The 19,640-nt window shown below is 69.2% G+C and carries 19 protein-coding genes; 4 read left to right on the top strand and 15 right to left on the bottom strand.

Annotated elements, in window-relative coordinates:
• Nucleotides 1-57: 57 nt before the first annotated feature.
• The 13 genes from gspN to ACFOMD_RS00065 all read right to left on the bottom strand — a co-directional run bounded on the left by gspN (nucleotide 58) and on the right by ACFOMD_RS00065 (nucleotide 11,562).
• Nucleotides 58-762, bottom strand: a complete 705-nt coding sequence (gene gspN, locus ACFOMD_RS00005; protein ID WP_380854882.1) for a type II secretion system protein N — start codon at nucleotides 760-762, stop codon at nucleotides 58-60.
• Nucleotides 762-1,244: a type II secretion system protein M gene (locus ACFOMD_RS00010; RefSeq protein ID WP_380854885.1), complete on the bottom strand. Its 483-nt coding sequence runs from the start codon at nucleotides 1,242-1,244 to the stop codon at nucleotides 762-764. Before ACFOMD_RS00010 ends, gspN begins: the two co-directional genes overlap by 1 nt.
• Nucleotides 1,241-2,323 (bottom strand): type II secretion system protein GspL, encoded by a 1,083-nt coding sequence (gene gspL / locus ACFOMD_RS00015; protein ID WP_380854888.1) that lies wholly within the window; start codon nucleotides 2,321-2,323, stop codon nucleotides 1,241-1,243. Before gspL ends, ACFOMD_RS00010 begins: the two co-directional genes overlap by 4 nt.
• Nucleotides 2,320-3,297 (bottom strand): type II secretion system minor pseudopilin GspK, encoded by a 978-nt coding sequence (gspK, locus tag ACFOMD_RS00020; RefSeq protein WP_380854891.1) that lies wholly within the window; start codon nucleotides 3,295-3,297, stop codon nucleotides 2,320-2,322. The genes gspL and gspK overlap by 4 nt, the downstream gene beginning before the upstream one ends.
• On the bottom strand, nucleotides 3,294-3,875 hold the full coding sequence (gspJ, locus tag ACFOMD_RS00025; protein WP_380854894.1) for a type II secretion system minor pseudopilin GspJ: 582 nt from the start codon (nucleotides 3,873-3,875) through the stop codon (nucleotides 3,294-3,296). Before gspJ ends, gspK begins: the two co-directional genes overlap by 4 nt.
• Nucleotides 3,872-4,234: a type II secretion system minor pseudopilin GspI gene (gene gspI, locus ACFOMD_RS00030; protein ID WP_380854897.1), complete on the bottom strand. Its 363-nt coding sequence runs from the start codon at nucleotides 4,232-4,234 to the stop codon at nucleotides 3,872-3,874. The genes gspJ and gspI overlap by 4 nt, the downstream gene beginning before the upstream one ends.
• The gene (locus ACFOMD_RS00035) at nucleotides 4,224-4,799 is read right to left on the bottom strand and encodes a GspH/FimT family pseudopilin (RefSeq protein WP_380854900.1); all 576 of its coding nucleotides are present in this window, start codon (nucleotides 4,797-4,799) and stop codon (nucleotides 4,224-4,226) included. Before ACFOMD_RS00035 ends, gspI begins: the two co-directional genes overlap by 11 nt.
• Nucleotides 4,800-5,228 (bottom strand): type II secretion system major pseudopilin GspG, encoded by a 429-nt coding sequence (gene gspG, locus ACFOMD_RS00040; RefSeq protein ID WP_380854903.1) that lies wholly within the window; start codon nucleotides 5,226-5,228, stop codon nucleotides 4,800-4,802.
• An 8-nt stretch (nucleotides 5,229-5,236) separates the two neighbouring features.
• Nucleotides 5,237-6,457, bottom strand: coding sequence for a type II secretion system inner membrane protein GspF (gene gspF / locus ACFOMD_RS00045; RefSeq protein WP_380854906.1), 1,221 nt, complete (start codon nucleotides 6,455-6,457; stop codon nucleotides 5,237-5,239).
• Nucleotides 6,450-7,925: a GspE/PulE family protein gene (locus ACFOMD_RS00050; protein WP_380854909.1), complete on the bottom strand. Its 1,476-nt coding sequence runs from the start codon at nucleotides 7,923-7,925 to the stop codon at nucleotides 6,450-6,452. Before ACFOMD_RS00050 ends, gspF begins: the two co-directional genes overlap by 8 nt.
• Nucleotides 7,922-10,126: a type II secretion system secretin GspD gene (gene gspD, locus ACFOMD_RS00055; RefSeq protein ID WP_380854912.1), complete on the bottom strand. Its 2,205-nt coding sequence runs from the start codon at nucleotides 10,124-10,126 to the stop codon at nucleotides 7,922-7,924. Before gspD ends, ACFOMD_RS00050 begins: the two co-directional genes overlap by 4 nt.
• Nucleotides 10,123-10,734 (bottom strand): type II secretion system protein N, encoded by a 612-nt coding sequence (locus ACFOMD_RS00060; RefSeq protein WP_380854915.1) that lies wholly within the window; start codon nucleotides 10,732-10,734, stop codon nucleotides 10,123-10,125. The genes gspD and ACFOMD_RS00060 overlap by 4 nt, the downstream gene beginning before the upstream one ends.
• A 69-nt stretch (nucleotides 10,735-10,803) precedes the next feature.
• Nucleotides 10,804-11,562 carry a prepilin peptidase gene (locus ACFOMD_RS00065; RefSeq protein WP_380854918.1) on the bottom strand — a complete coding sequence of 253 codons (759 nt, stop codon included), beginning with the start codon at nucleotides 11,560-11,562 and terminating at the stop codon, nucleotides 10,804-10,806.
• Between the two features lie 80 nt (nucleotides 11,563-11,642).
• Between ACFOMD_RS00065 and ACFOMD_RS00070 the strand changes: the two genes are divergently transcribed.
• Nucleotides 11,643-11,768: an entericidin A/B family lipoprotein gene (locus ACFOMD_RS00070; RefSeq protein ID WP_380854921.1), complete on the top strand. Its 126-nt coding sequence runs from the start codon at nucleotides 11,643-11,645 to the stop codon at nucleotides 11,766-11,768.
• On the opposite strand, the gene dinB is transcribed toward ACFOMD_RS00070, so the two are convergent.
• Together dinB and ACFOMD_RS00080 are read right to left on the bottom strand one after the other, a co-directional pair.
• On the bottom strand, nucleotides 11,761-12,852 hold the full coding sequence (gene dinB, locus ACFOMD_RS00075; RefSeq protein WP_380854924.1) for a DNA polymerase IV: 1,092 nt from the start codon (nucleotides 12,850-12,852) through the stop codon (nucleotides 11,761-11,763). The two genes, ACFOMD_RS00070 and dinB, sit on opposite strands and share 8 nt — an antisense overlap.
• A 226-nt stretch (nucleotides 12,853-13,078) precedes the next feature.
• A complete protein-coding gene (locus ACFOMD_RS00080; protein ID WP_380854927.1) occupies nucleotides 13,079-13,675 on the bottom strand; it encodes a TetR/AcrR family transcriptional regulator in 597 nt (198 codons plus the stop codon).
• 172 nt (nucleotides 13,676-13,847) lie between these two features.
• Between ACFOMD_RS00080 and ACFOMD_RS00085 the strand changes: the two genes are divergently transcribed.
• Genes ACFOMD_RS00085 through ACFOMD_RS00095 form a run of 3 tightly spaced genes read left to right on the top strand, consistent with a single transcriptional unit; the run spans nucleotide 13,848 to nucleotide 19,599 of the window.
• On the top strand, nucleotides 13,848-15,005 hold the full coding sequence (locus ACFOMD_RS00085; protein WP_380854930.1) for an efflux RND transporter periplasmic adaptor subunit: 1,158 nt from the start codon (nucleotides 13,848-13,850) through the stop codon (nucleotides 15,003-15,005).
• A gap of 3 nt (nucleotides 15,006-15,008) precedes the next feature.
• Nucleotides 15,009-18,143, top strand: coding sequence for a multidrug efflux RND transporter permease subunit (locus tag ACFOMD_RS00090; RefSeq protein WP_380854933.1), 3,135 nt, complete (start codon nucleotides 15,009-15,011; stop codon nucleotides 18,141-18,143).
• Entirely contained in the window at nucleotides 18,136-19,599 is a 1,464-nt protein-coding gene (locus ACFOMD_RS00095; protein ID WP_380854936.1) for an efflux transporter outer membrane subunit, read from the top strand. Before ACFOMD_RS00090 ends, ACFOMD_RS00095 begins: the two co-directional genes overlap by 8 nt.
• The last annotated feature ends 41 nt before the right edge of the window (nucleotides 19,600-19,640 follow it).

Raw genomic sequence — 19,640 nt, forward strand, 5'->3', positions numbered from 1 at the left:
GAGTGCGCCAACTATCTCGCCAACTCAGGGTATGCTTCCGTGTAGCGTCATCCCGCTCTAGAAGGACCCTTCGCTGGTCATCGTCAGGCCGTCGGCGGTCGCGGCGAAGCCGGCGGCGGTGAGCGCGGCGGTGGTGGCCGGGTCCCCCGGTGGCACCATCAAGGACAGGCGATAGCGGCCGTCGCCGAACACGCGGAAGTCGATCCGCTCCTGCCCCGACCCCGATACCAACGGCGCCAGCACCGCATCGCCGTCGCAGCGCAGCGGCCCGGCGAGCTGACCGAGGCGGGCGACCGCCGGATTGGTGGCGCGCGGCTCGATGCGCAGGGTGCCGGCCGCCTCGGCACAGACGCCGTCGCGGAAGGTGACGTTGACGCCTTCGAACTCGACGGCGTTGACCGGCAGGCCCGAGGCCAGCGCCTCCGGCCCGAGCTTGCCGTTGAGATTTGATACGCCGCCGCTGTTGCCCGACTGGACCAGCGTCCCCGACCAGGCCGGGGTTTCGAGCGACATGCGCGCCTGCCCGATGAACAAAGGCAGGATCGACAGGCCGGCGTCGAGATCGCCGAGCGCCACGCTGCGCAGCCGCGCCTCGGTGAGCGTGCCCGACCACAAGGTGCCGGTAATGCTGCGCGCGCCAAGGCCGCGCTCGTCAAAGCCCAGTTTGTCGAGCGCGATGCGCAGCGGCACCGTCAGCAGCAGCATCACCAGGAAGGCGACGAACAGGAACAGCCAGCGGCCCAAGGGGAGACGGATACGCATCAGCGGGCCGGCCTCCGCACCGTCAGTTGCACCGCGATCGTGGTGTCGGCGTTGCGGAACGCCGCGATCTGGTGGACGATCAGCCCATGCTGCACCTCCAGCCGCTGCGCCCAGCCGAAGAAGGCGGCGGGACGGACGGCGGCGATGTTGACCTTGACCTGATGCGACCCTTCCGCCTCCAGCCGCTCGACGGTCATGCCGGCGTCGGCGGCGCTGCGCGTCACGAACGGCGCGAGCGTCTCGTCGAGCGGCAGCTGCGGGCGGTTGGTCGCCCGCGCCGCGCGGTCGCGCAGTTCCTGCAGATCGGCCAAGGCGACGACGGCGCGGGCGTGGCGCTCGCGCGCTGCCGAGGTGGCGGTATCGAGCGGGCGGATGATGCCGAGCCAGCCGACGACGATCACCAGCAGCACGCCGAGCCCGGCGAGCATGCGCTGCTCGCGGTCGCTGCGTTCGCGCCACCAGCTGTTGAACATTGCCATCATCGCGGCCTCACGCTGATATCGGTGACTGCGCGCTCCGCCTCGTTGCGGATGGCGCCGGTGGTGGGTTCGTAGCCGGCGGCGCGCAGCCGGTCCTGAAGGGTCTGGAGATCGCCGCCCTGCGCGGTGGCGACGGCGACCGACAGGCCGCCCGCCGGATCGTAGCGCAGGCTGGTCACCTCGGCGCCGGGCGTATCGCGAAGCACGGCGAACAGCGCGGCGGCGGTGGCCGAGAAGCCCCCCGCCCCGCCCTGCGCCGCCATGTGCGCGCGCACCTGCGTCACCGGGTCGTAGACATCGGCGTCGCGCGGCAGCAGCGCCCTCGCCTCGGTTGCCACCGTCGTCTCGGCGATGTCGGCGGCGATGTTGTAGCGGAACAGCTGCGCGAGACTGACGAGCAGCATGAGCAGCACCGCCAGCGCGGCGAAGCCGGCGACGCGGCGCAGGCGCTTGCCGTCGACCTGCCACGGCTTCGTCTTGGCGAACGCGCCCTGCCGCAGATTGACCGGCAGTGCGTCGAGCGCAGCGGCCAATCCGGCTTCGAACGCATCGGCGTCGACCTTCGCCGGCACCGCCTCGCCGATCATCATCGCGGCGAGTTCGGGCTCGGCGGCGAAGGCCAGTCGTGCGCCGCGCACCAGCAGCAGGTCACCCGCCTCGGCGGCGGCGACGCCGTCTTCGGGCGGCAGGAGCAGCAGTGGCGCGGCGACGATCCGGTCGGGGTCGAGGCCCGCGAGCGCACAGCGCGCCAGCCAGCCGGCGACCACGCCCGCGTCGGTGACGGCGAGCGGGTAATAGCCCTCGTCATCGCGCGACCCGACCGCGACATGCGCCGAGCCCAGCGGCGCGGCGCACACGTCGACCGCGGCCAACCGCCCGGCCGCCATCGCCTGTGCGGGCGCGAGATCGGGCATCTCCACCCAATGCAGCGTCACCGCCTCGCCCGGCGCCACCGCGACGACCTTGTCGTCGGGCTCGGCGACCGGCGCCGACGCGCCGCGCGCGACGATCGCGCCGTCGTCGTCGAGGCGTACCCAGGCGAGATCATCCTCGCCGCGCAAAAAGACCAGCAATTGGCTCATTCGTCCGCCGTCCATCGCCGCGCGACCACCCGCGCCGGCGGGCGCGAGGCGTCGATCAGCGCCGTTTCGTGAAGCTCCGCTTCGCCGACGCGAAGCTGCATGTCGAGTTGATACCAGCGCGTGCGCACCTGCGGCTGCTCCAGCACATCGGCCATCGGCACCAGCCCCTGCAGCGCCGGCAGGCGCCAGAAATCGTAGCTGCCGTTCCAGCCGGCTTCGGGCCGCTGCGCCAGCATGCCCTGCGCGCGATTCTGGTCGAGGTCATTGGGCATCATCATGGCGATCAGTCGCGCCTGTTCGGGGGCCAGCGTGTTGATGTTGATCGGCGACAAGGCCGTGGTCGGCAGCGCGCAGACCCAGGGACGCAGCAGCTCGTAGATTTCCGGCGTGACGCCGGCAATGGCGCGCAGCTCGCTCACCTCGGCGAGCAAGGTATTGCCGGTGCGATAGGGATCCTCGCCGCCATCATAGCCTTCGTCCTCGACGCCGCCGGGCACCGGCACAGTGTCGGTGTCGATCCAGTCGACGGTGGCCATGGCGACGCGCCGCGCATCACCGCCGAGCAGGCCGAGGCTGACCATCAGCGCCTCGAACTGCTGGACGCCGCGCGGGCGGATGACGCGCGGCGACGGCGGGTCGTTCATCACCACCGAGTTCAGATTGAAGCAGTTGCCGCCGTCGCGCACCGTGACCCGCGCTTCGCCGACGGGCAGCGGCAGCACGGTGGTGCGGCCGTTCCAGTCCCCTGCCAGTGTGGTACGGCCGGGGTCACGTTGCATGAGGTCGTCGATGCGGGTGGTGGCCAGCAGTTCGCCCGCCACAGCGAAGTTGCGTGCCTGTTCGAGCGCGGCGGCGTTGAATTCGAGGTTGGTGGCAAGGCGCATGCGGTCGAACGACGCCGCCGCAATGCCGCCAAGCACGGCGACCAGCAGCAGCACCGACAAAAGCGCCGCGCCTTCCTGCCCTCGCTTCATGACAGGCCCGCGCCGACGAGGAAGAGCTGGCGCAGCTCGGGCGCATTCTCCAGCACCACCACCGTCTCGATCGCCTGCGGCAGCAGCTCGGGCCGCACCGCGTCCCAGCGATCGCGCCATTCGCCGTCGATGCGGTAGCGCACGGTGATCGAGCGCACGCCCGACAGCAGCACCGCGGTCGGGCCCGGCTTGCCGCCGTCGACGTGCGCGAAGGCGACACGCTCCAGCCGCCCTTCGCGCAGGCGATATTCGACGCGCTGCAGCGAGGCGCGCGGGGCGGCATCCTCATTGGCCCAGCCGCGGCGCACGAAGGCCATCAGCAGCTCGCCCTCGCCGGCGCGGAAAGCCGGCGACAGGCTGCCGTCCTCGCGCCGGTACAGGCGCACCGCGGCCTGGGCGAGATCGGAGGTGAGCAGCGAGCGGGTGCGCAGCGCCGCCGACAGCGCCTCGACACGCGCGGTCGATTGCTCGCGGCTGTCGACGCTGAACGCCAGCAAGGCGACGCCGCTCGCCGACAGCAGCCCGAAGATCAGCAGCGCGACCATCAGCTCGACGAGGGTGAAGCCGTTGCGTTTCACAGCATCACCGCCCGCCGCACGACGGTGACCGCCGCGACATTGGTGCCGGCGCTGTTCATCACCGCGATGTCGATGCGCTGCAGCCGCGTGTCGGCGGTGCTCTTGACCTCGCGCACCCAGGCCCAGTCGCGGCCCGCGTTGCGCTCGACGCCACTTTCCTTGCCGACGGCCGGCGGCGACACATCGGTCAGCACCTCGACCGCGACGTTGCGCGCGACGATCCCGCCGATCGCTTTCTCGTCGAGATGCGCGACGGTACCGAACGCCGCGCCCTGCAGGCGCAGCAACGCGAGCGCAGCAAGGCTGAAGATCGCCAGCGCCACCAGCACCTCGACAAGGGTGAAGCCGTCATCCCGCATCGACGCGCACTGCCCCCGCCGCCTCGACGGTCACCCGCGAGGCCGCGCCGTCGCGCGACAGCCGCACCACGGCGGGGGTCGCGAGGCCGGTCACGTCGAACACCACGCGCCCTTCGCTGACCCCGCTGCCGGTCACCATGGTGCCGGCGGGCCAGCGGCGCGTGCCGAAGGCGCCGCCCTGCGCGGGCAGCCAGACGCCGCCGCGCCGCACCTCGAACCGGTAGCCGCCGCCATCGATCTTCACCGCCATGTCGCGGCCGCCGACGATGGCGGCGTCACGCGCGGCGGACAGGCGCGCGGCCAGCCGCTCGCCCTCGCCGCGCAGCTCGCTGCTGCCGTCGGGAAGCGCCAGGGCGACCGCCGCGCTCGCGAGGCCGAGGATGACGATGGTCACCATCAGCTCGACGAGCGTGAAGCCTTGTTCGCCGGGGTTACCCCTCCACCGCCTGCGGCGGTCCCCCTCCCCGTTCCGGGGAGGATGAGCAGGGCATGCGCGCTCATCCTCCCCGGAACGGGGAGGGGGACCCTGCGGAGCAGGGTGGAGGGGGCTCGCCGCGGCGCTCACCTATCCCCAGTTGCCGATGTCGGCGTTCTCTTCATCCCCGCCTTCCTGGCCATCGGCACCGAAGGAGAACACGTCGAACGGCCCCTGCCGGCCCGGCGCGCGATACTGGTAGGGCCGGCCCCACGGATCGTTGGGCAGGCGGCGCAGATAGCCGCCGTTCGGGTAACGGCCGGTCTGCGCGACCGAGGCCGGCGCGGTCATCAGCGACTGCAAACCCTCCTCGGTCTTGGGGTAGGTGAAATGGTCGAGCCGGTAGCGGTCGAGGCTCTGCTCGATCAGCGCGATATCGGCCTTGGTCTTCTCGGTCATCGCGCGGTCCTGGCTGGGCAGGACGTTGACGATGACGACGGTGGCGAGAAGCCCGATGATGACGATCACCACCATCAGCTCGACGAGGGTGAAGCCCTCTTCGTCACGGTTCTGGGACATACTCTTCCTCATGTGGCGGCCAGCGTGTCGAGCTGGAGAATGGGGAGCAGGATCGACAGCACGATCATCGCCACGACCCCGCCCATCACGATGATGACACCGGGTTCGAGCAGCGAGAGCGCCGTCGCGGTGAAGCTGTCGAATTCGCGTTCGAGATAGTCGGCGGCGCGCTCGAGCATCAGGTCGAGCCGGCCGCTGCTCTCGCCGCCCGCCGCCATGTAAACGAGCAAAGGCGGGAACACCGCGCTACGCCGCATCGCCGCCGAGAGGCTGCCGCCTTCGCGGATCGATTCGACGATCTCTTCGGAGGCGAGGCGTAGCGCGCGGTTGTTGACGGTTCGCGTGGTGAGCGCGAGGCCCTCGATCAACGGCAACTTGGAGGCGACCATCGTCGAGAGGGTTCGCGCCATGCGCGCGGCGTGGAGGTCGCGGATGAGCCGGCCGAGCAAAGGCAGAGTCAAAAGCCGACGGTCGAAGCGCAGGCGGAACTCCTCATTCTTCAGCGCGCGCCACAGCAGGAAGCCCGACAGGCCGATGACGCCGAGCAGCAGCCACCAATAGCCGGACAGGAATTCGGAGATGGCGATGACGATGCGGGTGAGCAGCGGCAGTTGCTGGCCCATGTCGTCGAACTGTTCGACCACCTTCGGCACCACGAAGATCATCAGCGAGATGACGACGAGCGTCGCCACCACCGCGAGCGAGGCGGGATAGGCGATGGCGGCGAGCACCTTGCCGCGGACCACCGCCTGCCGCTCCTGCAGATCGGCGAGGCGTTCGAGGATGTCGGGCAAGGTGCCCGAGCTTTCGCCGGCGGACACCATCGCGCGGTAGAGCGGCGGGAAGCTCGACGCCTCCAGCCCCATCGCCTCCGACAGCCGCCGGCCTTCGACGACGCCGGCATGGACGCGCGCCAGCACGCGGCGGACATGCTCCTGCTCCGACTGTTTGGTGATCGTGCGCAGCGCCTCTTCGAGCGGCGTCACCTGCGACAGCGTCGCGATCTGGCGGGTGAACAGGGTGAGTTGCTTGGCCGACAGGCGGCGGCGGAAGCTGATGCTGCGCTGGAGCAGCGGCGCGGCCTCGGCGGTGCGCGCATCCTCGATCTTTACCGGGAACAGCTTGCGGTCGAGCAGTTGCGCGCGCGCCGCCTCGACATCGGGCGCGGCGACACGGCCGCGCCGCTCGCGCCCGGCGGTGTCGATCGCGGCGTAGCTGAACTCAGGCATCGACGGCCTGCCCGCGCGACACGCGGATCGCCTCCTCTGCGACGGTCAGGCCCTCAAGGACGAGCTGCCGCGCCGCGCCTTCGAGCGCGGGGTTCTCGCGGAAGGCGGCGGCAGCCATCCCGGCCTCGTCGCCCGCCAGCACATATTTGCGGATCTCGTCGGTGACGCGCACCACTTCGAACACGCCCATCCGGCCTTTGAATCCGGTGCCGCCGCACTCGCTGCAGCCGCCGGGGCGATAGACAGTGGTGCCTTCCTTGACGCCGAGCAGCGCCGCCACTGCCGCATCGGCGGGGACGGCCACCCGGCACGACGGGCACAGCCGCCGCACCAGCCGCTGCGCGACGACGGCGCGCAGGGTCGAGGCGAGCAGGAAGGGCTCGATGCCCATGTCGCGCAGCCGGGTGATGGCGCCCGGCGCGTCGTTGGTGTGGACGGTCGACAGCACGAGGTGGCCGGTGAGCGACGCCTGGATGGCGATCTCGGCGGTCTCGCGGTCGCGGATTTCGCCGACCATGACGACGTCGGGGTCCTGGCGCAGGATGGCGCGCAGGCCGGCGGCGAAGCTCAACCCCACCTTCGGATTGACCTGCGTCTGGCCGACCCCCTCGACGGCATATTCGACCGGGTCTTCGACGGTGAGGATGTTGCGCGAGCCGTCGTTGAGCAGGCGCAAGCCGGCGTAGAGCGTGGTGGTCTTGCCCGAGCCGGTCGGGCCGGTGACCAGCACGATGCCGTTGGGTTCGGCGAGCGCGGCGCGGAAATGGCGGTTGATCGTTGCCGGCATGCCGAGCGCGTCGAGATCGATGCCGGCATTGTCCTTGTCGAGCAGGCGCATCACCACCCGCTCGCCGGCGCGCGACGGCAGGGTGGAGACGCGCACGTCGAGGCTCTTGCCGCCGAGCGTCAGCCCGATGCGCCCGTCCTGCGGCACGCGCCGCTCGGCGATGTCGAGGCGCGCCATCACCTTGATGCGGCTGACCACCATCGACGCGACGTTCGCCGGCAGCCGGTGCCGCTCGGCGAGCGCACCATCCTCGCGCATGCGCACGACGAGGCCCGTCTCATAGGGTTCGATATGAATGTCCGACACGCCCTGCCGCGCGGCCTCGGCGATCAGCCCGTTGATCAGGCGGATGATCGGCGCGTCGTCCTGCGTGTCGAGCAGGTCCTCCGCCGACGGGATGCCGTCGACCAGCAGGCCGAGTTCGTCACCGCCGATCGAGGCGGCGGCGTCGGCGGCGAGACCACTGGTCGCGTAGCGGTCGGAGAGCAGCCGGTCGAACCGCGCCGGCTCGACGACGGCGACGGTGAGCGGCGCGCCGAGCACGCGGCGCACTTCGGCCAGCACGCGCGGGTCCTCGCCGGCGCGGAGGCCCACCTGCACCTTGTCCTCGCCGCGGTCGATGACGACGACGCCGAAGCGCTTGGCAAAGCCATAGGGCAGCGTCGGCAGCAGCTCGGTCATTTCGGCGGGACCGGCGTCTGGATGATCGTTGTGGTGGTCTTCACCTCGGGGATGATGATCGCCGGCTGCGTGGTCGTCGTGGTGCTGCTCGTCGTGCCGGGCACCGGCGCCGGACGCACGGTCGGCGGCGCGGCGGTCGGCGTCGGAGCGGGCGGCGGCGCGACGGGGGCGGTGGTACCCATGTAATCGCGCACCAGCTCTTCGAGCGTCGGCTCCAGCTTCGGGTTCTGCTGCACCTGCTGATCGCGCACATAGCCATAGCGCTGGGCGGCGAGCCGCTGCGCATCGGCCTTCGAGCGCAGGATGGTCGGGCGGATGAACACCATGAGATTGGTCTTGGTTCGCGAGCGCGCCCGCGACTTGAACAGCTCGCCGAGGCCCGGGATGCTCGACAGGATCGGGATGCGCTCGATGGTCTTGCGCTCGTTGTCGTCGAGCAGGCCGCCGAGTGCGATGATCTCGCCATCGTCGACGGTGACCGTCGTTTCGATCTCGCGCTTGTTGAGGATCAGCTCGCTGTTGTCGTTCGACACCGGCCCGGCGATCGAGCTGACTTCCTGGCGGAGGAACAGCTTGATCGCGCCGCCGGCGTTGATCTGCGGCTTCACCTCGAGCTGGATGCCGACATTCTGGCGCTGCACGGTGCGGAAGGCGTTGTCGAAATTGTCGCCGAGCGCCTGCCCCGTGGTGATCGGGATCTCCTGGCCGACGAGCAGCTTGGCTTCCTGATTGTCGAGCGTCATCACCGACGGCGTCGACAGAATGTTGCTTTCGGTATCCGATCGCACCGCGTTGATGATCGCGCCGAACACGCCGTTGCGGCCGACGTTGGTCGCGATGCCGCCGAAGCCGCCGCCCGCCGCGATGATCGAGTTGATCGCCGCCTGCGCAAGCTGGTCGCTGACTCCGCCGCTGGTGGTGGTCGTCACCGTGCCGGAATCGATCGTCGTCGTGGAAGTGTTGAGCTCACGCGCGGCGATCGCTGCACCAACCGTCAGGATGTTGGGCGCGGCGTTGGAATAGTTGGTGGCGGCGAACGGGATGTTGCTGCCCGGCTCGCCCGCGAGCAGGAACTGCACGCCGAGGCGGCGCGCCGCCTGATCGGAAATCTCGACGATGATCGCCTCGACCAGCACCTGCTCGCGGCGGGTGTCGAGCTGCCGCACCACTTCGCCGAGTGTGCGCTGCATGTCGCTGGGCGCGGCGATGATCAGCGCGTTGGCGCCTTCATAGCGCGCGACGACGGCGCGGGCGGTGCCGCCCGGCCCGCCGACAACGGCAGCGCCGCCCGACGACGCCATCGAGGTGGTGGTTGCCGGCGCCGAAGCGCTGCTGGCGGTCGCGCCGCCCGGGGTCGATGAGGAGGACGACATCGTCACTGCCTGCCCGACCAGCTGCTGCAGCACCGGCAGCAGCTTTTCGGCGTCGGCATGTTCGAGGAACAGCACGCGCACGTCGGTGCCCGCCGCGGCGCGCTTGTCGAGGTCGTCGACGATCTGCGCGAGGCGCGCCACCGCCGCCGGGTCGCCGCGCAGGGCCAGCGAGTTGGAGCTGTCGATGGCGACGATCGACACGCCGGTATTGCCTTCGCCGCGCGGGCCGACCAGCTGGGTCAGCGACTGCGCGATCTCGCGCGCGCCGGCATTCTTCAGCGGCAGCACGCGGGTCGAGGCGCGATCGCGGTCGAGCTGGCCGAGCAGCGCGCGGACGCGGCGGACATTGTCGGCGAAGTCGGCGACGACGATGGCGTTGCCGCTGCGGTTCGCCGTCACCTGCCCGTCCTTGCTGACCAGCGGCCGCACCGTCTCGATAACCGAGGCGGCGTCGATGGCGTCGAGGCGGATCACCTCGGTGACGAAGCGGTCGTCGCCGCCGCCGCGCACCGTCGGGCTCGACGCCGCGGTGAACGCCGGCTGGACGCGGTAGGCGCCACCGGTCGCCGGCACCACGACGAAGCCGTTGGCGCGCAGGGTGGCGAGGAACAGCTCGAAATATTCGGTGCGCCCCAGCGGGCGTTCGCTAACCACCGTCACCTTGCCGGTGACGCGCGGGTCGATGATGAAGGTGCGGCCCGTGGCGCGCGACACGTCCTGGATATAGGCGCGCACATCGGCGTCGCGCAGGTTGACGGTCTGCTGCGCCGCGCCGGGAACGGCGAGCGCCAGCGCCATGGCGGTGAAAAGGGTCAGTCGACGGTTCATTGGGCGGGCACCGGCTGCGGGGTCGGCGACACCGGGGGCGGCGCGCTCATGGAGGGCGGCGGCACCTGAACGGCGGCGCCTTGGGTGGCGATGTCGGGCATGATCATGTTTCCGGGCGTGACCGGCGGCGTCGAGGGGACGGCCGACTGGTCGAGATAGAGTTTCTCGCGCGTGTCGCCGCGCGCGATGGTGACGCTGTCGAAGTCGACGGCCTGAAGCTTCACGCCGGGCATGACCTCCTCGTTGACGAGGAAGCTCTGCTGCGTGCCGCCGACATCGAGGATCGCCGAGCCGCGGCCGGAGACGGTGTCGACGCGGGTGCCGAGCAGGCTGAGGTTGAGGCTGGTGACCGCGACCGGGCCGCTGTCCGACGCGGTGCGGAAGAAGGGGTCGAACTCGCGCAGTACCGGCGCTTCGGCGGGGGCGGCGGTCGGCGCGGGCGCGCGCCAGTTGCCCAGCGGCTCGACCGGGGTCGCCACCGTCCAGACAAGGCGCGCCAGCTGCAGCGCCACGAAGGTCAGCAGCAGTAGCTCGGCGCCGGTATAGGCGTAGCGGTGCGGCAGCTCCTTCAGCAGGCGGCGCGCACGCTCGTCGAATCGCAACAACATCTGGTCGGATGCTTTCCCCGGAAGAGCCTGCCGATACCGGCGTGGCCTGTCGCTTCTGTGACAGCAACGTTACTGCAAGATTACAGGCCGCGCCACGGAATCGGCCAACCAAATCAGCCATCCGGCGATAGCGAGCGGCGCCCCGAACGGCAGGCGCGTCGCCCCGGTAATCTCGCGACCGCGCAGGCGCGCCACCGCTACCGCCAGCAGGCCGATCAAGGCGGCGGTGGTGAGCACGAGCGGCAAGGCCACCCAGCCAAGCCAGGCGCCGATCGCGGCGAACAGCTTGGGGTCACCGCCGCCGAGGCCCTGCCGGCCCCTCAAGTACTGATAGAGGAAGGCAATACCGGCGAGCAGCGACCAGCCGACCGCCGCGCCGATCAGCCGGTCGGTGAGCGACGGCGCGAAGCCGACTCCGAGCGCCAGGCCGACAAGGATCAGCGGCAGGGTCAGCGCATCGGGTAGCCAGAAATGCTCAAGGTCGAGGATGGCGAGCGTCAGCAGCGCCCAGCCGAAGATCGCACCGAGGAAGCCGTGCATGTCGGGGCTGGCCCAGAGCGCGGCGCCGCCGATCAGCGCGGCGGCGATCTCGATGAGCGGGTGGCGCTGGTCGATCGCCGCGGCGCAGGTGCGGCAGCGACCGCGCAGCACCGCGAAGCTGAGCAGCGGCACCAGTTCATAGAAGGCAAGCGGCCGGGCGCATCCGTCGCACGCCGAACGGCCGCTGCTCGTCGTCCGCCCCTGCGGCCAGCGCAGGGTGAGCGTCGCGAGGTAGCTGCCGACCAGCAGGCCGAGCCCCGCGCCGGCCGCCACCAGCACTCCCGTCATCGTTTCGCCTGCGACATGCGTTCAGTTCACCTTCAGCCAGCGGCCGCTATGTGCGCCGAAACACCAATATGGGGGAAGCCATGACCAAGACTCGCGCTATCCTAATCCTCGCTGCCACGATGCTGCTCGCCGCCTGCAACACAATGCAGGGATTCGGCAAAGACCTCGAATCGGCGGGCAAGACCGTATCCGACGCCGCTAAATAGCCAGGCTGAGCTGCGGCGCCGCTTCGACTGCCGCGGTTGGGGCGAGGTTGGACAGGGTGACGCCGACGAGGCGCACCGACTTCGGCAGCGGCATCAGCTCGGCGACCAGCTGCAGGCTGATCCGCTCAAGCTCGGCATAGTCGGCGACGTTGCCGCCGCTCTTGCTGCGCGTGATGATCTGAAAGTCGGCATATTTGATCTTGAGGGTGACGGTGCGGCCGGTGAGCCCCACCCGCTCGCAATGCCGCCACACCGATTCCGCCTGCGGCTTCACCGCTTCGGCGAGCGCATCATGCTCACCGATGTCGACGAAGAAGGTGGTTTCCGAACCGACCGACTTGCGCTCGCGGTGCGGCTTGACGCTGCGATGGTCGATGCCGCGCGCGATCGAGTGGTAATAGAGGCCGGCGCGGCCGAAATGCTTCTGCAGGAAGGCGGCGTCCTGCCGCTTCAGGTCGGCGCCGGTGAAGATGCCGAGCTTGTTGAACTTCTCCGCCGTCTTCGGCCCGATGCCGTGGAAGCGGCCGATCTTCAGCTCCTCGACGAACCCCGGCCCGGCCTCGGGGCGGATGACGTAAAGCCCGTCGGGCTTGCGATAGTCCGACGCCAGTTTGGCCAGGAACTTGTTGTAGGAGACGCCCGCCGAAGCGGTGAGGCCCGTTTCGGCCTTGATCCGGTCCTTGATCTCGCGCGCGATCTCGGTGGCCGAGGCGATGCCCTTCAGATTCTCGGTGACATCGAGATAGGCCTCGTCGAGCGACAGCGGCTCGACCAGCGGGGTGTAGCTTTCGAAGATGTCGCGGATCTGGCGGGAGACCGATTTATAGACGTCGAAGCGATGCTTGACGAAGATCAGGTCGGGGCAGAGCCGCTTGGCGGTGACCGACGGCATCGCCGATCGCACCCCGAACTTTCGCGCTTCATAGCTGGCGGCGGCGACCACGCCGCGCATCGACGATCCGCCGACCGCGACCGGCTTGCCGCGAAGCTCGGGCGCGTCGCGCTGTTCGACCGACGCGAAAAAGGCATCCATGTCGACATGGATGATCTTGCGCACCTCGGGCGGGGGCGACTCGGCTTCCATAATGGAACTGACTAGCGCGTCACGGTGGACGCACCAAGACTTATGTTCTCGTTACGTTCACGCCCTCACGTGAACCTAACTGAAGATAAACACCGACACTTTATAGATCAGCCAGATCGGCGTGAGCAGCACGCCAGTCCCGCAAATCGTGTCGACGAGCGCCTCAAGCTTCGTCATCGATCCTCCCTCCCCAGGGAATCTCTTAATCGTTCTGTAACGAACTACATCACGAAAGGCTGCTGGGCGCAACATCATTTGCGCGAGGGGCGTAGAGGCGCAGGAAAGCATCGACGGTGCGGTCGAGATGCTCCTGGGTGGCGTAGCCGTCGATCGCCAGCGCGCAGAGCAGGCGAATCTGCAATTCGCCGACCAGCATGTGGAAGAAATGCACCGCTGCCGTCTCGGGATGATCGACATCGAGCAGCCCGCGCTCGGTCAGGCGAGAGAGGAAGCGCGCCATGGTGCGCCGACCGGTTTCGGGCCCGCTTTCATAGAATTGGCGGCCGAGTTCGGGGTGGCGCGGCGATTCGGCGATGATGATGCGCATCAGCGCGATGCCGTCGGGCTGCGTCATCTGATCGAGCAAATAGCGGCCGACCTCGCAGAGGATGGTGCGCGGATCGTCGCGCGAGAAGGTCGCGCCTTCGATGACATTTGAGAAGCGCTCGCACCGCTCGCCGACCGTCGCGGCGAGCAGGCCGGACTTGTTGCCGAACAGCTCGTAGAGCGTCGACAGCGAGCCGCCCGAACGCGCGACCACCTCGGCGAGCGTAGCGGCCTCGAAACCCTTCTCGGAAAAAACCTCGCCGGCTGCATCCAGCATCGCCTGTCGGCGTTTGTCTCGGCGGGTAGCGGTTGCGTCGCAGATCACCCCAGGGCTCATCCTTAATGGTTATTGACCCGTAGTGTAACATACATTACAGCCCGCCGCCAAGAGCGAGCCCTCCCCCCGGATGACGACGGTCGTCCCTCGCTCTCCCAAGGATTGATTCTCTATGCGTCGCGCCCTCCCCCTTCTGTCGGCTGCCCTTCTGGCGGCCTGCGGCGGCGAACCCGAAGCTCCCCCGGCGATGCCGCCGGTCGAGGTCGAGGCAATCACCGTCTCCATCCAGCCGATCACCAACCTCATCGAGCTGCCGGGCCGTGTGCAGGCGGTGCGCACCGCCGAGGTGCGCGCCCGCGTCGACGGCATCGTCGAGCGCCGCGTCTATGAGGAAGGCACCGACGTTCGCGCCGGCACGCCACTGTTTCGCATCGATTCGCGCCCGCTGCGCGCCGCGCAGGACGCGGCGTCGGCGGCGCTGCGCCGCGCGCAGGCCGAGCAGACCAACGCCCGCCGCGACGTCGAGCGCTTCCGCCCGCTGGTCGAGCGCAACGCCATTTCGGAGCAGGAGTTCGACGCCGCCGTCGCCCGCGCCGCACAGGCCGAAGCCGACGTCGGCTCGGCGCGCGCGCAGCTCGAGCAGGCGCGCCTCAACCTCGGCTATGCTACCGTTACCGCGCCGATCGCCGGCCGCGCCGGCCGCGCCGAGATCACCGAGGGTGCGCTGGTCAGCGCGTCGCAGGGCACGTTGATGGCGACGGTCGAGCAGCTCGACCCGATGTACGTCAACTTCTCGCAATCCTCGACCGAGGTGCTGCGCCTGCGCCGCGATATGCAGGCCGGCCGGCTGAAGATGAACGCGATCGGCCAGACGCGCGTGACGCTGATCCTCGAGGACAACAGCGTCTACGAGCGCTCGGGCGTGCTCGATTTCGCCGACCAGTCGGTCGATCCGTCGACCGGCACCGTGTCGCTCCGCGCCGAATTCCCCAACCCGCGCCGCATCCTGCTGCCAGGCGAGTTCGTCCGTGCCCGCATCGAGGCGGGCGTCCGCCCCGACGGCATCCTGATCCCGCAGAAGGCGGTGCAGCTTTCGACTAACGGCGCCAGCGTGATGACGATTGACGCCAAGGGCATGGCGACGCCGCGCCCGGTGAAGGTCGGCGAGCTGCGCGGCGGCCTGTGGGTGATCCGCGAGGGCCTGAAGGCTGGCGACCGGGTCATCACCGAGGGCCTTCAGAAGGTCCAGCCGGGTGCGCCCGTCACCGTGGCGGGCGCCAAGCCGCCCGCCGCTGCAAAGCCTGCCGCTGCCCCCGCACAAGGCCAGTAAGTCATGTTCGCCCGTTTCTTCATCGACCGCCCGGTCTTCGCCTGGGTGATCGCCATCGGCATCGCGCTCGCCGGCGTCCTGGCGCTGCGCGGCCTGCCGATCGAGCAGTACCCGTCGGTCGCGCCGCCGTCGGTCAACATCAACGTCGCCTACCCCGGCGCCGACGCGGCGACGGTCGAGCAGAACGTCACCTCGATCATCGAGCAGGAGATGAACGGGGTCGAGGGCTTCCTCTACATGTCCTCGTCGTCTGACTCGAACGGCGCGGCGGCGATCAGCGTCACTTTCCAGAGCGGTACCGACATCGATATCGCGCAGGTCGACGTGCAGAACCGGCTGTCGCAGATCGAGGCGCGGCTGCCCGAGGAAGTGCGCCGCCAAGGCATCATGGTCAGCCAGCGGAACGAGAATTTCCTGCTGATCGTCGGCCTGACCTCGCCCAACGGCACGCGTGAGCCGCTCGAACTCGGCAACTATGCCAACTCGCGGATCGCCGATCAGCTTCGCCGCGTGCCGGGCGTCGGCAACGTGCAGCTGTTCGGCTCCGACTATGCCATGCGCATCTGGCTCGACCCCGAGCGACTGGCCAGCTTCAACATGTCGTCGGCGGAAGCGCTGGCGGCGGTGCGCGAGCAGAACAGCCAGACCACCGGCGGCCAGATCGGCGCGCTGCCGACGACGCCCGACCAGCAGCTCAATGCCACTGTCGTCACGCAGAGCCGCTTCACAACGCCCGAGCAATTCGCCGCGATCATCCTGCGCGCAAACCCCGACGGGTCGACGGTGCGGCTGGGCGATGTCGCGCGCGTCGAACTGGGTGCCGCCACCTATGACTCGCAGGCGCGCCTCAACGGCAAGCCGATGGCGGGCATGGCGATCCAGCTGGCGCCCGGCGCCAACGCGCTCGCCACCGGCGACGGCGTCCGCGAGCGGCTCGCCGAGCTGTCGAAGGATTTCCCATCCGACATGGAATGGACGATCCCCTACGACACCACGCCCTTCGTCGAGATCTCGATCAAGGAAGTGATGATCACCCTCGCCGAGGCGATGGTGCTGGTGTTCGTGGTGATGTTCCTGTTCCTGCAGAGCTTCCGCGCGACGATCATCCCGACGATCGTGGTGCCGGTGGCGCTGCTCGGCGCCTGTGTCGGCCTGTGGCTGTTCGGCTTCTCGATCAATGTGCTGACCCTGTTCGGCATGGTGCTCGCCATCGGCATCCTCGTCGACGACGCTATCGTCGTCATCGAGAACGTCGAGCGGCTGATGACCGAGGAAGGGCTCAATCCGCGCGACGCGACCTACAAGGCGATGGGCCAGATCGTGAATGCGATCATCGGCATCACCCTCGTCCTGATCGCGGTGTTCGTGCCGATGGCGTTCTTCCCAGGCTCGACCGGCGGCATCTACCGTCAGTTCTCGGTGACGCTGGCGCTCTCGATCGCCTTCTCGGCGCTGCTGGCGCTGACCCTGACGCCGGCGCTGTGCGCCGCGCTGCTGAAGCCGCACAGCGGGCATGTTCGCCGCGGCTTCTTCGGCAAGTTCAACACCTGGTTCGGCCGCACGACCGACAGCTATTCGGGCCGGGTCGGCCGGATGATCCACAAGCCGGCACGCTGGATGGTGATCTACGGCCTCGTCGTCGGCGTCGTCGCGCTGATGTTCACCTCGATCCCGACCGCCTTCCTCCCCGAGGAGGACCAGGGCTATGCCGTGGCCGTCGTGCAGGCGCCCGCCGGCGCCACGCAGGCGCGCACCAAGGAGGTGGTCGAGCGCGCCGAGAAATTCTGGCTCGAGCAGCCGCAGGTCGAGCGCGTCGTCTCGGTGCTCGGCTTCAGCTTCTTCGGCAGCGGCCAGAACGCGGCGATCATGTTCGTCAACCTGAAGCCGTGGGAAGATCGCAAGGGCGTCGAGAACAGCGCCAGCTCGCTCGCCGGCCGGGCGATGGGCGCGTTCATGCAGTTCAAGGACGCGATGGTGTTCGCGCTGAGCCCGCCGTCGATGCCCGAACTCGGCACGTCGAGCGGCTTCGCGCTGCGCCTGCAGGACCGCAGCGGCCAGGGCTATCCCGCGCTGCTCAATGCCCGCAACCAGCTGCTCGGCATGGCCGCGCAGAACAAGGCGGTGGTCGGCGTCCGGCCGGAAGGCATGGAGGATGCGCCGCAGGTGCGCGTCCATATCGACCGCATCAAGGCGCGGGCGCTCGGCCTGTCCATCACCGACATCAACAACACGCTGTCGATCGCCTTTGGCTCGGCCTACGCCAACGACTTCAACCGCGAGGGCCGCGTACTGCGCGTGCTGCTGCAGGCCGACGCCGCGCAGCGCATGACGCCCGAGGACATATTGCGGCTGCGCGTGCGCAATACCGACGATCAGATGGTGCCCTTCTCCGCCTTCACCACCGCGGAATGGACGGCGGGCCCGCCGCAGCTCCAGCGCTACAACGGCTATCCGTCGATGAGCCTGTCGGGCATGGCGGCCGAGGGCTATTCGACCGGCGAGGCGATGACGGCGATGGCGGCGCTGGTCGACCAGCTGCCCGACGGCTTCGGCTATGAATGGACCGGCATCTCCTATGAGGAGCAGCAGGCCGGCGGTCAGGTGCCGCTGCTGCTGAGCCTGTCGATGCTCATCGTCTTCCTGCTGCTGGCGGCGCTCTACGAGAGCTGGTCGATCCCGGTCGCGGTGCTGCTGATCGTTCCGCTGGGCGTGCTCGGCTCGCTGGGCTCCGCCTACCTGCGCGGCATGCCGAGCGACGTGTTCTTCAACATCGGCATCATCACCATCATCGGACTGTCGGCAAAGAACGCCATCCTGATCGTCGAGTTCGCCAAGGACATCGAGGCCGAAGGCCGCGATATCTACGAAGCGACGCTGGAAGCGGTGCGCCTGCGCTTCCGCCCGATTATCATGACCTCGCTCGCCTTCATCCTCGGCGTGCTGCCGCTGGCGATCAGCACCGGCGCAGGTGCGGCGGGCCGGCGCGCGATCGGCACCGGCGTGATGGGCGGGATGATCACCGCCACCGTGCTCGGCCTGTTCTTCGTGCCGGTGTTCTTCATCGTGGTGCGCAGCCTGCTGCTGCGCCGCAAGCAGCGCCGCGACGAAGCGGCCGCCACGGAGGCGACCCATGGTTAAGCCGTTCGCTCTCCCCCTGGCCGCCGCGCTCTTGCTGTCGGCCTGTTCGATGGCGCCCGACCACAAGCGCCCGGCGATGCCGACCGCCCCGGCCTATCCGGCGGATGGCGCACCCATCGCCGACGCGGGGCCGCGCGCCACCGATATCGCCTGGCAGGACTTCTTCGCCGACCCGCGTCTCGACGCGCTGATCGGCGCGGCGCTCCAGAACAACCGCGACCTGCGCACCTCGGTGCTGCGCATCGAGGAGGCGCGCGCGCAGTATCGCATCACGCGCGCCGACCGCCTGCCGACCATCGATGCGAGCGGCGGCTATACCCGCACGCGCATCGGGGCGAGCGGTGTGACCTCGGGCGGCACGGGACCCGGAACGGGCGGCGGGACGGGGACCGGAACGCCGATCGTCACCACCGGATCGACGACTATCGAGCGCTACGAAGCCAACCTCGGCGTCGCCTCGTTCGAAGTCGACTTCTGGGGCCGGGTAAAATCGCTGTCCGACGCCGCGCGCTACACCTATCTCGCGACGGTCGAAGCGCAGCGCGCCTTCCGCATCAGCCTGATCGCCGATGTTGCCGACACCTATCTGCAGCTTCGCGAGATCGAGGAGCGGATCGCGCTCGCCGAGCGCACTGTCACCGCGCGCGAGCGCGGGCTGGAGATCGCGCGGCTGCGGCTCGACGCCGGCGTCACCTCGGCGCTCGACTTTCGCCAGACCGAAACCCTGCTGACGCAGGCGCAGACCGAGCTGGCGGCGCTGCATCTGCAGCAGGCGCAGACGCGCAATGCCTTGGACGTGCTGGTCGGCGGACCCGTCGCGGCCCCCCTGCCCGCCGCGCTGCCGCTGACCGAGCAGGGCATCGTCGAGAATATCGCGCCGGGCCTGCCGTCCGAGCTGCTGACCAACCGCCCCGACATCCTCGCGGCGGAAGACCAGTTGCGCGCCGCCGGCGTCAACATCGGCGCGGCGCGCGCGGCGTTCTTCCCGCGGATCAGCCTGACCGGGCTGCTCGGTTTCGCCAGCACCGCGCTGTCGGGGTTGTTCGAGAATGACAGCTTCACCTGGACGGTCGGTGGCACCGCCTCCGTCCCGCTGTTCGACTTCGGGCGCAACGCCGGCAACCTCGATCTTGCGAAGGTGCGCAAGGACATCCAGGTCGCCAACTATGAGCGCACCGTACAGACCGCGTTCCGCGAGGTCGCCGACGGCCTCGCCGCACGGCGCTATCTCGCCGACCAGCTCACCGCGCAGCAGCGCGCGCTGGCAGCGCAGCGCGACCGGGCCGAACTGGCGACCTTGCGTTATCGCAACGGCGTGGCCGGCTACATCGAAGTGCTCGATGCCGAGCGTGAGCTGTTCGCTGCCGAGCAGGTGGTCGTGCAGACGCGGCGACAGCAGCTGTCGAACGCCGTCGACCTTTATGTCGCACTGGGCGGGGGCCTCGGCGAACGTTGACCCGCTCGCCGCCCCCGTGCCAATCCGTTTGAAAGATCAAA

Origin of the sequence: Sphingoaurantiacus capsulatus (assembly GCF_042648405.1) — a bacterium.
Taxonomy (GTDB): domain Bacteria; phylum Pseudomonadota; class Alphaproteobacteria; order Sphingomonadales; family Sphingomonadaceae; genus Sphingoaurantiacus; species Sphingoaurantiacus capsulatus.